The organism is Mycoplasmopsis felis ATCC 23391 (assembly GCF_000701865.1).
GTDB lineage: Bacteria > Bacillota_I > Bacilli_A > Mycoplasmatales > Metamycoplasmataceae > Mycoplasmopsis > Mycoplasmopsis felis.
The window spans coordinates 16,424-33,198 of sequence record NZ_JNKA01000008.1 but is presented as its reverse complement, the minus strand read 5'-3'; the positions used below and the strand labels follow the sequence as shown (position 1 = coordinate 33,198).

At 23.2% G+C, this 16,775-nt stretch carries 7 protein-coding genes; 1 reads left to right on the top strand and 6 read right to left on the bottom strand.

What is annotated here, in order from left to right:
* Nucleotides 1-362: 362 nt before the first annotated feature.
* From pgsA to T405_RS01455, 6 genes are all read right to left on the bottom strand, one after another.
* Nucleotides 363-1,034 (bottom strand): CDP-diacylglycerol--glycerol-3-phosphate 3-phosphatidyltransferase, encoded by a 672-nt coding sequence (gene pgsA, locus T405_RS01480; protein ID WP_036430366.1) that lies wholly within the window; start codon nucleotides 1,032-1,034, stop codon nucleotides 363-365.
* Nucleotides 1,027-1,623: an MHJ_0274 family protein gene (locus tag T405_RS01475; protein WP_036430363.1), complete on the bottom strand. Its 597-nt coding sequence runs from the start codon at nucleotides 1,621-1,623 to the stop codon at nucleotides 1,027-1,029. Before T405_RS01475 ends, pgsA begins: the two co-directional genes overlap by 8 nt.
* Nucleotides 1,624-1,630: 7 nt before the next feature.
* Complete coding sequence (locus tag T405_RS01470) at nucleotides 1,631-1,978, bottom strand: hypothetical protein (RefSeq protein WP_036430362.1); 348 nt, start codon at nucleotides 1,976-1,978, stop codon at nucleotides 1,631-1,633.
* A 9-nt stretch (nucleotides 1,979-1,987) separates the two neighbouring features.
* Nucleotides 1,988-3,535, bottom strand: a complete 1,548-nt coding sequence (gene mgtE / locus T405_RS01465; RefSeq protein WP_084271895.1) for a magnesium transporter — start codon at nucleotides 3,533-3,535, stop codon at nucleotides 1,988-1,990.
* 1 nt (nucleotide 3,536) lies between these two features.
* Nucleotides 3,537-4,079 (bottom strand): diadenylate cyclase, encoded by a 543-nt coding sequence (locus T405_RS01460; protein WP_411911593.1) that lies wholly within the window; start codon nucleotides 4,077-4,079, stop codon nucleotides 3,537-3,539.
* 71 nt (nucleotides 4,080-4,150) lie between these two features.
* Nucleotides 4,151-4,378, bottom strand: a complete 228-nt coding sequence (locus T405_RS01455) for a hypothetical protein (protein ID WP_036430359.1) — start codon at nucleotides 4,376-4,378, stop codon at nucleotides 4,151-4,153.
* A gap of 593 nt (nucleotides 4,379-4,971) precedes the next feature.
* Here T405_RS01455 and T405_RS01450 point away from each other — a divergent pair.
* Nucleotides 4,972-16,755 carry a hypothetical protein gene (locus tag T405_RS01450; protein ID WP_036430357.1) on the top strand — a complete coding sequence of 3,928 codons (11,784 nt, stop codon included), beginning with the start codon at nucleotides 4,972-4,974 and terminating at the stop codon, nucleotides 16,753-16,755.
* The last annotated feature ends 20 nt before the right edge of the window (nucleotides 16,756-16,775 follow it).

Sequence of the window (16,775 nt, the reverse complement as noted above, 5' to 3'; positions counted from 1 at the left end):
TTTAAACTTTCTATAATCAAATTTTTCAATAGTACTGGATTTGTGTTTTCATCATATTTTGAAATTATTTTATCGATTATTGATTTGTAATTCTCATTCAAGTTTTCAATATATTCACTATTTCCTAAACTTAAAACTTTTATATTTGTTCTCTTTACATTTTTTAAACCAACATAACCAATATTCTTATATGAATGTTTTTGATTTTTTACGCTATCGAATAATTTCAGAGATTGAACCTATTTTAAGTCAAATAATAGAAAATGAATAAATTTATAATATTTAAAATTTATTTGCTTTGAATTATTATAATAAGCTTGTTTTTTAATTAAAAATATTCGGTTCCCGAATATTTTTCTACATTAAAACATAAATTTTCAAGCTTTTTTAATATATAAATAACCAGAAAAACAAGAAAAAAATAAAGAAACAAAGATTGGTATATTAATAATTAAAAATCATCAACTTATATTGTTAATATAAACAGGTGAATTCATAAAATGAAAAAGTATTGAGAATAACAAAACTAAAATAATTCCTATACTTAAAATCATTGTCTTTGCTTTTCCTCAAAAACTAGCTGAGACATCTTGATTATTTTTTATTAAAAGACCTCTGCATCCGTCAACAATAATATCTCTTAAAATAAATAAAATAACTACTCAATAAGGAGTTAGCCATATAATTGATAAATAAATTAATGTAGTAGTTGTAATTAATTTATCTGCAATAGGATCTCACAATTTTCCAAAAGTAGAAACTAAGTTCTGGCTTCTTGCTATTTTTCCATCATAATAATCTGTTACCATTGCTAAAATAAATATTGTTAGGATAAAAATATTAAATACAAAAAATACAACAGAAGGTCAAACTGATAAATATGATTTAAATGATATTAACATATTTGAATATGGGTTGTATTGTTTAAATATAAAAACATTAAAACTCATAAAAAAAATCAAAGGAATAACAAATATTATTCTCATTAAAGTTAATTTATTAGGTAAATTTAGTTTTTTATAAAAATTATTCATTATTACTTTCTTTAATTTTATTTAATGCAGAATAATATTTTTCTTCCATTCATATGTTTAATTCTTCTTTAGTTTTTAAGTTTTCTAATGAAGTTCTTATAGAGTTTTTTGCTTCATTTAATGCAGTTTCTTCATAGTTATTAAAATCAGTTAAAACTTTTTCTAACTTCTTTTGTCATAAATTAGAATTTAAATCTCTTAGCATATCTAATTCTTGAATTTCTTTTTGAAACTTAGGATTTTGTAAGATAAAGTTTTTAAACTCATACTCATCAAAAATTTGATCTATAACATTTTTTGTGGCACGGTTTATCTCCGACATTGTGTATTTTCCAATACTAGGCACAAAATTATCATGAGTATATTTATTTAAAAGTATTAATTTATTAATTTTTATAACTATTTCATATCAGTAAATAGATGAATTTTTTTCGAATTCCTCTGTTGCTTGTTTAGTTCGTTTTTTTTCGATTTTACCTTTAATAAATTGATATAAAAAATATACAATTAATAAACATAAAATAATTGCTAAGACAACTCAAATTATTATATTACCAGCTTCTGCTGAAAAGAATGTTTGATTATTCATTATTCTCCTATTTTTTTATTTTTAATCTTCAATTATAACTTTTTACTTCTACACAGTTTTTTGTTACATCTCTTTTTATTTCTTCTTCGCTCGGAGGAGTTATTAATTGTCCATTATTTAGTTGAATTAATAAATCGAACAATAAAGCAGTGACTTTTTTATTATTTATAATTTCTTTATCTTCAGGCTTTTCATATATTAAAAAACCACCATTCGATAATCTTTCATTGACTTCCTGATTGTATTCTTTTAATAAATCCTTAACTTCTTTTTTGATTTCTGATAATTCTTTGTTCAATTCTAAATATCTTTCAGCAAGGATTTTTGCCTTTTCTATAATAATATTTTCTTCCATTTTATCTTCCTAATATACTAAATTTAAACTCATATTGAGTTCTGTAAAAATATTTATATATTGTGTAATATTTTGGCTATTTGTATTGCTTTCACCTATTATCCCGGAAATGTACGCTAAATACAATACTAATAAATTTAAACCAAAAAAGATTAGTGTAGCTAGTGCATCTGATAATGTAGCAAGAATTGGAGCAGACATAACTGCTGGATCTTTTTTGAACTTTATGGCCAATAAAGGAATAATTGTTCCTAAGAATTTTGCAAATATAACAACTAATCACAACGAAAGAGAACTAGCTATTATGATGAAACTTAATGTACTTCAATCTTTTGCACCTTCTCTGAAATACGGAATAGCATAATATATATATAATCTCATAATATTTACTAAAAACATTATTCCACCAATTATAGTTCCTACTATAATTTCTTTAAAAATAACCTTTTTATATTCATTATTGTCAAAATCGCCTAAAGCAGCAGCCCGTGTTATTGTTGTTGAAGATTGTGAACCAGCATTACCTGCTGCACCGCTTATAATAGGTATTAATGAAACAACTACTGCAGTTGAAACAGTTATTTGCAAACTATCTAAGAAATTTTCACTCAGATTAGTAAATTCTTGTATTATAAATTGAGAAAGAGTTGCTGATATCATTAAAATAATTAATCATAAAACACGTGATTTAACAATACTTAGTATTCTGGTTTTTAAATAATTTTCTTCAGCTGCAGTAGGATTTATCCCCGCCATTTTATAAATATCTTGAGTCGCTTCTTCTTGTATAACATCAATAATATCATCAGAAGTAATCATACCGATTAATCTATTATCATTTGTTATTACTGGCAAAGTGGATTTATCGTGATTTGAGAATACTTGAGCTGCATATTCTTTATCATCAGTTGGTTTAACACTAGTAACAGCATTATATAATTCAGAAAGTGTTTGCTCTTCATTACTAAATACTAATTCCTCTAAAGTGATATCACCTATTAAATAGCCATTTTCATTTACAATATAAAAATTATGACCCATTAAAATATTTTGATTATAGTCTTTTCTAATTTTATTAAGTGCTTTTTTACAATTTCAGGAGTCTTTTAAAATTGAAATATCCACTCTCATAAAACTACCTACCTGGTCATTTGTATAAGAAAGAATTTGATTAATTTTGTCTCTTTTTTCTTTAGGGGTTTGAGAAAGTATTTTACGAGTTATGTTAGCAGGTAATTCTTCTATTAAGTCTGCTAATTCATCGGTTTCAATTTCTTGTAAAACCTTTTGTCCTAAATCGTCTGTAAAAGAATTAACTAGATTTAGCTTGATATCATCATCTAAATAAGAAAATATTTCGGCTGCTTCTTCTGTTTTTAAAATTCTTAAAACATAAATTTGGTCTTCTATACTTAACTCTTCTAAAGCTTTTGCAAAATCTGCATGAGGTATGTCTTCTTCTAGTTCTCTAAGTGATTTAACACTTTTTGAATTAATTAATTCTTGAAGTTCTAAAATAAGCAAGTTCTTATTAAATTCTCTTTGATCTTTTTCCATTTTAGTCCTTTAAAAATTTAATTAATTCTTCTTGAAATTCTTCTAATTTAACTTTATGTATTTTGGATTTTTTTAATATTCTAACTGTACCTGTTTCTTCAGAAACTATTATTGTGATTGCATCTGATTGTTCGGAAATACCTATAGCAGCACGATGTCTTGAACCATATTCTGAATTTACAGATTTACTAGTTATTTTATAAAAAGTAGAAGCATAGTATATTTTTGCATCTCTAATAATCACAGCACCATCATGTAATGGAGAATACTTGTTAAAAATAGAAATTAATAAAGCACTTGAAATATTAGCATTAACAATAATCCCATCTGTTCTTAAGTTATCAAGATTATCATTGTTTTCAATTGTTATTAGCGCACCTGTTTTAGTTTTAGATAAATATTCAACACTTTCTCTTAATTGATTTATTAATCTTATCTGAGAACTTTTTCCGATTTTATCATATCTATTTTTCTTAATTTTAGAAACTATGAAACTATGGATATTTGTTCAGTTTAGAAACACAAAAAACAATATTAAAGTTAAAAAACAAAAGATAACAAAAATTAAAATAACTGTTAATATAGTTTGATTTTCCACATTAACTCCTTTTCATACTATAAAGTTTTACCTATATAAAATGCTACTAATAGCAAACCTATAATAATTATCAAAGCAACTGAAGTTAAAATTAAATTAACAAAAAGACTTTTTTTATAAATTGGTAATTCCCTTTCTTTTTGTTTTTGGATTAATTTGTTATTTTTGTTTTTTTCTTTTGCTATAGCATAGGCTATTTCTTCTTTTCTAAATCGAATAAAATTTAATTTATTTTTGTTATCCATAGTTCTCCTTCAAATATATAAATTATAATGCTTTATATATTTTTATATTATAAACTTTTATATTAAAAATAATAACTAATTCTTAAAATTATTAACTTATTTGCCTATGACATAGCAAAATAAGTTTTTTTTAATGTTATTTAGTATTTTAGTTTTTAAACTAACAAAAAACATTTATAGTCAATTTTAGAATTATTTATTTTCTCGTGAAAATGATAATTTCCATATTTTATTTCATATTTTTTTCATTTATTTTACTTTTTTTAAAAAAATACTTTAAAAAACATAAAATTTTGATTTTTTAATGAAATATATTTCATTAAAAAATTATAAATTTTTAATTTTTAAGTTTTAAAAACATATTTAAATGAAAATGATTTTTTAAAATTTTTAAGATTTAGAAATTAACAAAAAAACAAATTTTTTTAAATTTTCCTTTTAACACTATAACAAAGGACAAAAAAGTTTTTTTTTTTTTTTATAAACGTAAAAATATTAAAAAATTCAATTTATAATTTTATAAACAAATTTTTAGAAATAAAACTGGGAATATTTTTCTTATTTTGATAAATTCTCAGTTGAAAGGAATTAAAATGTTAAAAAATAAAAAAGGTTTGCAATTATTTATAACTTCAATAGCAATGTCAAGTATTGCTACAGGTACATCAATTGCTATAACATGAGTTTGAAGTAATAATGCAAGTAGTTACGAAGAAAAATACAATAAAACACAAGATTATATAAATTCTTTAAGAAACTTAGATGTACCAGTAGATTTAATTGAAGAAGAATTAAATAAACTTCCAGATAAGTATTTTAAAAATGAACAATTTAATGACTTAGATAGAATTTTAAATAACTTAAAAAGAACTATTGAAAACAATGTTTCTTCTAAATTATCACTAATTAAAAATCTTGATAAAGAAAAGATAACAGATACTTTATCTAAATCAAAAACAATAGATGAATTATTGGATTTTGTTAAAAGTTTAAACAATGTAATACAATTTGATCAAAAAATTAATGATTTACAAAATAATATACTAAGTGATAATGTGACTGATAAATTACTTTCAGACTTATCTTCAAAAAACACTGGTGAATCATTAAATGATTTAAATAAATATTTATCAGATCAAAAACAAAGAATAAGTAATTTAAATGAAGAAATAACTAATCAAATTTCTTTATTACCTGATGAATTAAAAGAAAAATACATTAATTTAAAATCACAAGCAAAAGATAACTTAAATAAACTAGAAGAATTAAATCAATTATTAAATAAAGTTCTTCCAATAGTTGAACAAGCAAGAAAAATTAATGATAAAGATGACAAACAAGAAATATACAATGATTTAAACAATGCTTCATCAGATAAAGAATTAGAAGAAATAAAACAAAAAATTCAAAAATTATTAGTTTCTGAAGATAATAAGGATTTTGAAAACATAAAAGATCAATTACTTAATTTAAGCAATCGTGTATTAGATTCTAATAAAAGAAATGATTTTATAAATTCAATTAATGACTCAAGAAATTTAGATGAATTAACAGAAGTTAAAAGAAAACTAGAAGAAGAAATCAAAAAATCTTCAGGTTTAGATGGATTGCTTAATGCTAAGAAAAAAATACTTTTAGAAAGAGTAAAGCAATCAGACTTAACAAATGAAATAAAAACAAGATATAATCAAGATATCAATTCCTCTAATTCAATAAAAGAACTTGATACAATTTCAGAAGAATTGGATAAATTATTAAGTCTTAATAAATTAAAAAACGATGTTAATAATTTAATTAACAAATTAAATCAAGAAAAACGAGAAGAATTTAACCAAAAATTAAATGATGCAAATGATGTTCAAGCAATAAAAGATATTGCAAATAAAATTAACGAAATTCTAGATCAAGCAAGAAGTGAAGCAAAAAAACAAGTTGATTTATTGCAAGGTAATTCTCAAGATAAAAATGATTTAGAACTAAAATTAGTGAATTCAAACACAGAATCAGAAATAAATAAAATAAAAAATGATGCATCTAACATACTTAATAACATTAAATCTGATATAGAAAATTCATTAAACTCAATCGCTGATTCTAATTTAGATGCTAAAAAACAAGAATTAACAGAGAAATTTAATAACTTAAAAAATAATGCTGATTCTAATTTTGGTCAATTTAATAATTTATTAGATGAAGTAAAGAATTTAAATTCAGTACAAGAAACCAAAAAACAAACCAATGACATCTACAACCAATTAGACAATAAAGAAAATGTAGCAGATTTAAAAAATCAAATTGACAGTGAAACTAATTTAAATAATTTATTAGAAATTAAAAATCAACTTAATGATTTACTAACATTATCAGATGATAAAAAATCAGCATTAGAAGAAATTCAGAAAATAAATCATAATACCAAAAAAGAAGAACTTAAATCTCAATTAGATACAGTAACTAAAAAACATGAAATATATTCAATAAAAAATAATGCTCAAGATTATCATCAACGTGAATCAGATAATAAAGTTCTTCATGATGAGTTAATTTTATTAGCAGATAATATTAATAATAATGAAGAAAAAAATAGAGTTAAAGGATTAATTGAATCAGCAATGAATGATTCAAATAATCAACCGAATATAAACCAAGTTGAAATTAGAGAAAAACTTATTCAAGTTAGAACAGAAATTTACAATGTATTAAATAATTTAAAGGATTCTAGAGAAGTATTTAACATTCAAAAATCAATTATAAATTCTGATATAAATAAAATAAAAGACAATATTAAAGTTGTTGAACTAAGACAAAAATTAAATCAAGCACAAAATATAGATGATTTAAATAATCTTTCAGAAGTTGTTGATAATGAGTTAGAAATTCAAAGATTAAAAAATAAGATAAAAAATAAATTAGATTATTTATTTGATCAAAAAGATTATCCATCAAGATTGGTTGATATAAATAACCTTTCTGATTTAAAAGAATTGGAACAAAATATAGATAATGATTTAATTGCTCAAGAATCATCTTTAAATACATTAAAAGAAAAGATTAAAAATGATATTTTAAAATTAAGTGATAATAATGAAAATAAACCAAATTTATTTAATGATTTATTAAATACTGATACTCTTGCAAAAGCACAAGTTTTAGAACAAAAAGCAACCTCTCTTTTAAATGAAATAAAAGAAAAAACAACACAAGCAATTTTAAAAACAGAAGGAGATCAAACTCTAAATGAGGATTTAAATAACAAATTAAATCTTGCTGTTTCTGAAGATGATTTTAATAATATTATTAAATTAGCAAATAATGCTTTTTCTGATAAAAAATCAGAAATTATTCAAGATTTAAATAATTTAAATAATGATGTATTAAAAGTTGAATTTACAGAAAAATTAAATAATGCAAAAAATATCAGTGAGTTAAATAATTTAAAACAAGAATTACAAAGCTTAATTAATTCAACAAATCAAAAACAATCTATACAAGAAAAAATAGACAAAATAGAAGATATAGAAAAACAACAAGAATTACAAAAATTATTAGATTTAGCAAATACTGAAAATGAAATTAATAGCGTTGCAACAAAAGTAGACGAACAACTACAAAAAGAAACAACCGAAATACAAAACAATATAAATACAGTTAAATCAAAAATATCTCAATTATACAAACCTAATAACATTGAATTATTTACAAATGAAACAAATAAATATGATGATGAATCTACTAAACATTTAATTACATTACCATACTCAAGAAGTTTATTAAATAATATAAACAACACAATATTATTAGAACAAAGTGAATTAGAAGACAAAAAACGTAGTGCTAAAAACGAAGTTATAAATAGATTAATTAATGAAACTAAAATTCAAGAATTAAGAGATAAGATTCAATCAAGCAAAAATATACAAAGCGTAGATTTAGTTTTAAAAGAATTAAATGATGAAATAAATAATTTAAGAAATCAAGCACAAGAAGAAATTAATAAGTTAATAGATAATGCATGATTAACAAGACAAATTAACAATGCTAATACTGAAGCAACTATTAATAATATTAAAAATATAGCATCAAATTATTTAAATAATCTAAAAAGTGATATTCAACAAAAAATAAACACTGTTATTTCAGTTTCAAGCAATATCAATCAAGAATTATTGAATAAATTAGAACAAGTTAATACTGAATCTGAAATGCTTTTAGTTTCACAACAAGTTGATATTAAATTAAGTGAATATAATAATAAAACTCAAAGCTATGTTGATAGATTAAAAGATAAATCTCATATCATTAGCAAAGATTTATGAACAAGTGAATTAACCTCTAAGTCACAAAGAGATAGAGTCATTGAAATTATTAACCACAATTGAACTGAATATGAACAACTAATAGAAAAATTAACAGGTGATCAAACGAATAAAGATAAATTTAGAGATAAACTAAATTCATATGATAAAAAAACTGTCTTAGAATCGGATTTAATAGATGATATAAAGGTAATGGAAGAAATCTTTAATAGTGAAAAAACACAAGCCTTATCATTATTAGACAAAGTAGTTATTTTATCCAAAAAATCAGAATTTACTGAGTTAATTAATAAAGCAAATACAATTGCTAGATTAAAAGAAATACAAGAATTAATTAAATTACAAATCAAAAAAGAATCTGCAATAAATTCACTAACAAACAAGAATTTATTCCCTGAACAAAGACGTGATTTTATTCAAAAAATTAATAATGCCAAAAACAATGAAGAATTAAATGAAATCATTAATCAAATAAATGCTAAATCAAATGAAAATAAAGATATTAGTAATTTAATTACTCAAGCAACTGAGTTAAATAAATTAATTAATCAAAATACACCAAAACATAATGAAATACAATCAGATATTAATAATGTTCGTTCTCTAGAACAAGGTCAAGTTGTTATAGCAAAAATTAATGCTTATTTAAACGAACAAAAATCACAAACTCAACAAGCAGTTAATAAATTAGTAAATAAAGAATTAAAAAATACCTATCAATCACTCTTAGATTCATCTAATTCTGAATCTGAAATTAATCAAATTGCATCTGATGCAAACAATATTTTCTCAAGAAGACAAACAGAACTAGTAGTTGAGTTAAACAAAATTATCGATTCTGAAAAAAGAACAGAATTACAAAACAAATTAAACAATGCTCTTAATTTACAAACATTAGATGAAATTAGTATAGAGATAGAAAATCAATTACAAAAAGAAGCGATTCAAAAAAATATTAATAGAATTTTAGATTCAGAAAGTAAAAATAATTTATTATCTGAATTAAATAATTCAAACGATAAACAATCCTTAGATGTATTGAAAAACAAAGTTAATGAAAAACTAAAAAATCAAATTAGTGATTTAGATTTTTCTAAAGAATTAGCAACTGAAGAACTAAAACGTTTATTAGAAACTAATGCAAAAAGAGTAGAATTAACAAATACATTAAATAATGCTACAACAGTTGAAGTAGTAAATCAAGTTATCAATGATGTAGAAACTGAAATTCAGAGAATTAAAACTACTGTTAAAAATGAATTAAATACTAAGATTCAACCATCAAACAGAGAAAATGATGCACCATGACATAATCAAATATTTACTTCATTAACTTCAAAAGTTGATCAAACAAATACTGAACAAAAATTAAATGAAATTTCAAGTGTAGACATAGTAAATTATTTAAATTCTGTTAAATCATTATACAAATCTAAATTAGATAAAATACCAAATAATAATAAAGAAACAGAAATTTCTACAATCCAAAATGCAATCAATTCAAGTGGTTCAACTAATTCATTAGATGCTGAACTAACTAAAGCAAATGAATTGATGAAAAACATTGTACTTGAATTAAACAATACCTTATTAGATGAAACTAAAAAGAATGAATTTATAACTAAAATCAACAATATTACAACCATAAATGAAAACAAACAAAAATTTATTACTATTATTGATGATTTATTAAATGTTTATAATGAAATTCAAAACCAACAAAGAAATCAAAATAATGAATTATCTTTACTAAAAGACCAAGTAAAAGAAGAATTAGCACTTTTATTAAAAAATAATGATTTATTAACTACAGTTAATAATGCTACAACCAAAGAACAAGTCTTAGCAGTTAAAGAAGAAATTAAAAAACAAATTCAAATGCAAAAAGACTTGGCATTTATTGAAGTTAATAAATTAACAGATGATTCTTCAAAAGACAACCTAACTAATTTATTAACAACTGCACAAAGTGAATATGAAATAAATAAAATTAAAGATCAAGCAATACAGATATTCAAAATAAATAAAGATAGTTTAACAAATACTATAAACCAAATTACTGATGAAACAGAAAAGCAAAAACTTTTAACCCAAAAAGATGATGCAAACAATCAAACAATACAAAAATTAAACGAGATTAAAAATCAAGCAAGATTAATAAAATCTAAAGAAGAAACAAAAGAATTATTAAACGGTTTACAAGATAAAAAAGATTATTTAAATCAAATTAATCAAGCAACTGATATTTCAACATTAAATGAAATCAAATCAGCAATTAATCAAGATAAATTAAATCAATCAATAGATTTATTAACTGCAAAACAAGAAGCTCAAGCAATTATAGATAAAACTAATTCTAAATCAACACTAGACGAAGAATTAAAAAATGCACACACAATACCTGAAATTAAAGCAGTTAAAGACAAAGCTCAAGTTTTAATTGAAAATACAAAACAACAAGCATTAACTGAATTAGCAAAATTAGTTGGTCATCCTAAACATAATGAATATTTAAATCAAATTAATCAACCAAATAATTCAGAACCTAATTTATTAAGAATTAAAGATGAAATTAATGAATTGTTTGAAAATCTAAAAAATGATGCTCAAACATATATTCACAATTCTGTTTCAGACCAAAGAGATACATTATTAAATGAATTACCAAATGCAACTAATTATGAAACTATAGATAAATTAAAACTTAGTTCAGATGTTTATCATAAAGCAAATCAAGTTAATTCAGAAATTAAAAATGTTGTAGATAAAAAAGATTTTGAACAAAGATTAAATAATATCATTAACACTCGCCCAAATACTTTAGAAGAAAAAAATAATAAAATTAAAGAATTGGAACAATTGTTAGATGATATTGAAGCACAAAGACGTAAGGAAGTTGTAGATTTAGGAACTTTAAAAAATAGAGCAAATAACATCATTGCTAGAATAGATATTGATATTAATAAACGTTTAGAATTAGAAAATACTATTGCAAACACACAAAATCCAGTTGAAGTAAATAACAAACAACAAGAAGCAATAGATATTTTAAAAAATGATTATGATGCAACTAAGAATATATTGAATAAATTATCAGAGAACTTTGAACCAAGACTTTCATTAGAAGCAAAATTAAATCAAGCAATTAAACAATCTGAGATTCAGGAAGTTAAAAATCAAGCATTAGACTTTTTAAAAAATTTAAAAACATCAGCGCAAGAATTAACTAAGAAATTTGGTAATGAAAAAAATGGTGAACTAAATAATGTTATAGCAACTGATAAACAACAAGCATATGAAGACTATATTAATAAACTAAATAATGAATTACAATCTCTAAAAGAACAAGGATTAAGTAAATTAAATCAAGTACAAAATCCAGAATCAAGATCTGATTATGAAAATCAATTAAATAATGCTTCAACTAAACAAGAACTTCAAAATATTATTAATAATATTGATTTAGAATCAGCAAGACAAGATGCATTGGTAGAAATTAATAAATTATCAGGTGGTAATATTAAAAAACAAACACTATTAAACACAATCAACAATACAACTGATATTTCAGAAATTACAAATGCTAAAAATCAAGCAATTCAAGAATTTAATAACAAAAAAACTCAAGCTACAAATTCTGTTGCTAAATTAGCAGGTCATATTTCAGAAATTCAACTTAAATCAGATTTAGAAAATGCAGCAAATGAAGATGAATTAAATAGAATTATTGATATTGCAACTAGAACATTTAATAATGCGAGAAGAGATGCTCAAAACAAAATAAATAAATTAGTTAAGGATAATTCACAATTTAGTGTAGTAGATAAAGATACTATTGCAAGATTAAAAGAATTAGAAACTCAAATTCTAACTAAAGCAAAAGAACACGCTCAAGAAGAAATTAATAAACTTGGAGAAGAAGATAAAAAACATGAATTAGAAGCAGAATTACAAAAAGCAGGAACAGTTGAATCAGCAAATGAAGTACGTACTAAAGCAATTAATGCTTTAGGTTCTGAAAATGCTTTAGCACAAGCTAAAGGTCAAGCAAGAAATTCTGTTAACAAATTAAAAGATTCTAACGAAAAAACTAATATGTTAAATGCTATTAATAATTCAGCAACACCAGAAGAAGCATTAGCAATTGGAAGACAAGCTCAAAATATTATTAATGAAAAACTTAATGAATTATCTAATTTAAGAAATAAATTTAATACAAGTAATGATGTACTAAGAGCAAATCAAGGAGTTGCAGACAACCAAGTTGCAATAGAAAATGCAATCACTAACTTACAAAATGAATTATCAAGATTACAAAGGGAAGCAGAAGCATCATTAGAAAAAATTAATGTTGATGATTATTTATTGAGAATTAGAGAATACTCTAATGAAAAAGATGATTATAATAGATTAAAACCATTACTAGAAAGAGCTATTTCTAATCCATCACAAGACCAATTTGATTCAATTAAAGCAGAATCACAAAACATATTTGAAAATAGAAAAACAAGAGTATTAGTTCAAACAAATAGATTAGTTGATTCGGATCAAAAAACAGCATTATTAACTGAAATAAATAATCCAGGAACTGATACACGTTCAAAATTAATTGAAGTTGAAAGAAAAACTCAAAAACTTTCTGAAGCAGATAGAATTAAAGACAAAATAGCAGGTATTAAAGATATATCTAAGAAAAATGAATTTAATAGACTAGCAGATGATAGAAACACTAATCTAACAGATTTAGAACGTAGAGTAGATGAGCAATTAAACAGAGAAGCTAGAGAATTACAAAGCGCAAAACAAGCTGCATTAAATTCAATTGCTAAACTACCTGCATCAGAACAGTCAAATCCAAGAAACATTGTTAATAGTTCAGATGATATTAATATAATTAATGGAGAAAAATCTAAAGCAGACACTAGATTAAATAATTTAATAGCAGAAGTTCAAGCAGAAATTAATAAAATGCCAAGTAATGCAAGAACAGATTTAAATAATAGATTAAATCAAACTAGAAATAATGGTGATGGATTATTATCATTAAAAAATATTGCAACTAATACTGTTAATAAATCAAATGATTTACAAAGTACAATTGATCGCTTATTTGCAAATCATCCACAACATAAAGCACATTTTTCTAATGTGAGAAATTCTGCAAATGCTGATACTATTGCTGAAATTGATACAATTAAAAGTTCATTACAAGCAATTGCAAACAAAGTCCATGAAGCTAAAACTGTACATAATACTCTTTCAGTGTTATCAAATACAGATAGAAATAATTTCTTAAATAGAATTAATTCAGCTAATGATGTAAATACATTACAAACTATTATTAATGATATGAAACTTGCAAAAGCAAGACAAGAAGCACAAAATGCAATTAATGCATTAGATCAAGGTAATAGAAGTACATTACAAAACCAATTTAATTTAGAAAATGATATTTCTGGATACAACAATGTAACTAATACAGCAAAAGCTCTAAAAAGAAGAATTGATCAAGCAAGAACAACAATTAATAATACATTCACACAACAAGGAAATAAAAATACTTTATTAAATGAATTATCAAATGCAAAAACAATCTATAATGTAATTAATATTGAAACAAAAATTAATCCTTTAAAATCTGCAATTGATTTAACTAAAAATGTAATTAATCAAGTAATAGACAATAATAAGAAAAATGAATTTAATAATAGATTAAATTCACTTGGAACTAAAGAAAGTGTAGATCAATTAAGGTCAGAAGTAGAAAGATATAATCGTGAAGTATCTCGTGCAGGTACTCCTGAATTATTAAGAAGATTAAAAGATGGAACATTCAAAAATGAAAAATCAGCAATTATTAATTCAGTTACACAAAGCCCTGCAAATATTTTAAGAGCAAAACAAGAAGTTCAAGAACACTTAAACAATGTTAAAAATAATGCTACCAGAGAAAATTTAAGATTATTAGTAACTAATAATTTATATGGAACAAACTTTAATAAATTAACTGATAATAATACAGAATTAGAATATGAACAAGTAATTCAATCAGTTAATAACGAAATTACTAACAAACGTTCACAAGCATTACAAGTAATTAACAGATTAAGTACAAATACTATCAATAACTTAAGGTTAAATGAAGGTTTTGACAATTTAAACACATTAACTGAAGGTACAATTCAAGAAAAACAAACCCAAACAATTAATAAATTAAATGAATTAAAAAATGAAGCTCAAAGAGAATTAAATAAAATTCAAGGTGCAAATGAATATAATTCATACTTAAATACACTTAATAATCCATCTGCAACAGAATCGCAATATTTAGATGTTAAAAATAATGCAATTAAAATCTATAATGCAGAAATTAATAAGATTAATCCAGAAATTAATAAAATAACTAATCCAAATAAACGTAGTGATTTTGAACAAAGAAGAAATAGTTCAAGAAATATTAATGAATTAAGAAACTTATATAATGAATTATTATCATATTATGAAGTTAAAAATTTTATACCTGAACATAGCAATTATATAAATGAAAATGTTAATGTCAATGTAACGTTAAATAAGTCAAATGGAGCTAGACATAATAAGTATTTATATTTAGTTGCACGTAATACTTCAGGTCAAAAAGTAGTATCACAACCTATACAATTAACAAGTACTAATTTAAGATTTACCTTCAATGTAAATTCATTCAATGACAATGGGCAATATTCTTTTGATAAGTTAGTATGATCTAATACAAATAATAGAAACTCAAATGATATTATTAATAGTAATGATACTTTTGATACATATTTTGAAACAAATAGATCACAAAACTTTAATATAACAAAAAGTTATATTATTGCAAATGATGTTAGAGCTTCATTTAGACCATCATATGATGAAGAATATAGTTCAGTATCAGGAAGAGATTTAATTGAAGCAACATATAATTATTATGTTACTGTTTCAGGATTAACTGGAGAAAATCTTTTAATTGATACAAGTAAAAATGTAGAAGTTCAATTAGAAGTATTAGCAAATACTGGGAATGCAACACCAATTAATAAAAATCAAAACTTGGTTACAAATAATTTAATTACTATAAATAGTAATTATATTGATTCTACTTCTACAACAGGAAACAATAGAACAATTAATCATAATTGAAGAATTTATTTAAATAGATCTCAATTAAAAGCAGGATTTAATTACAAAATTAAATCAATTAAATTCTATGCTAAAACAGAAAATAACACTCCATTAGGTGAATATATCTATACAACAGACAAAAGCAATAGAACAACTGCTAAACTTGTAAATTACGGAACAAATCATAATTATTCAGGTTCAACATATGCTGAAGCTTTAATCTTTAGACAAACAAATAAAGTTAGGTTCAATTATGAATACTCTGGTTTAGCACATCATTCAGGTGGACCAAACTTAGATTCAAATCCTATTTCTAGATTAGCTTTTCAAGATGGTTGAACAATGAGAGTTTTTGCTGAATTATTAAACTACTTAAATGGATGAGTCCCTAATACAACAGCAGATTATACATCTTTAAATCCTCTAAATACTTCTGCTAAATTAACATTAAGACAAAAATGAGTGGATTGATTGACTGATAAACTTGTAAAAGCATTTATAGAAATTAGGTATAAAAATGAACATGCTAAACTACCAAATGACTACCGTGCTTCTGAAATTTATTCTCTACCAGCAATTCAATTAGGTTTAGGTGATCAAAATACACGTTTCTTACAAGTGTGAGAAAATGGTAAATATAGACCAATATTAGGTGGAAGTAATTTAGGAAATATTTTTACAAGTCAAATATCTAATAATATAGATGGTACAGCAAATGACTATCAAAAATTCACTTCTGCTTTGGAACATAATGGTTCATATTATTGACTTATGTCATTAGGAAGTCGTAGAGAAGGAACGATAGAAGTAAAAGGTTGAGATTATACAAACCAAGCACATGAATTTTGACCAGCAATTCAATTTGCTATAGAGTTCTTATTAAAAATTAAAACAGACCAATATTCAGCTAGTTAATAAAAAATAAATCAGAAATT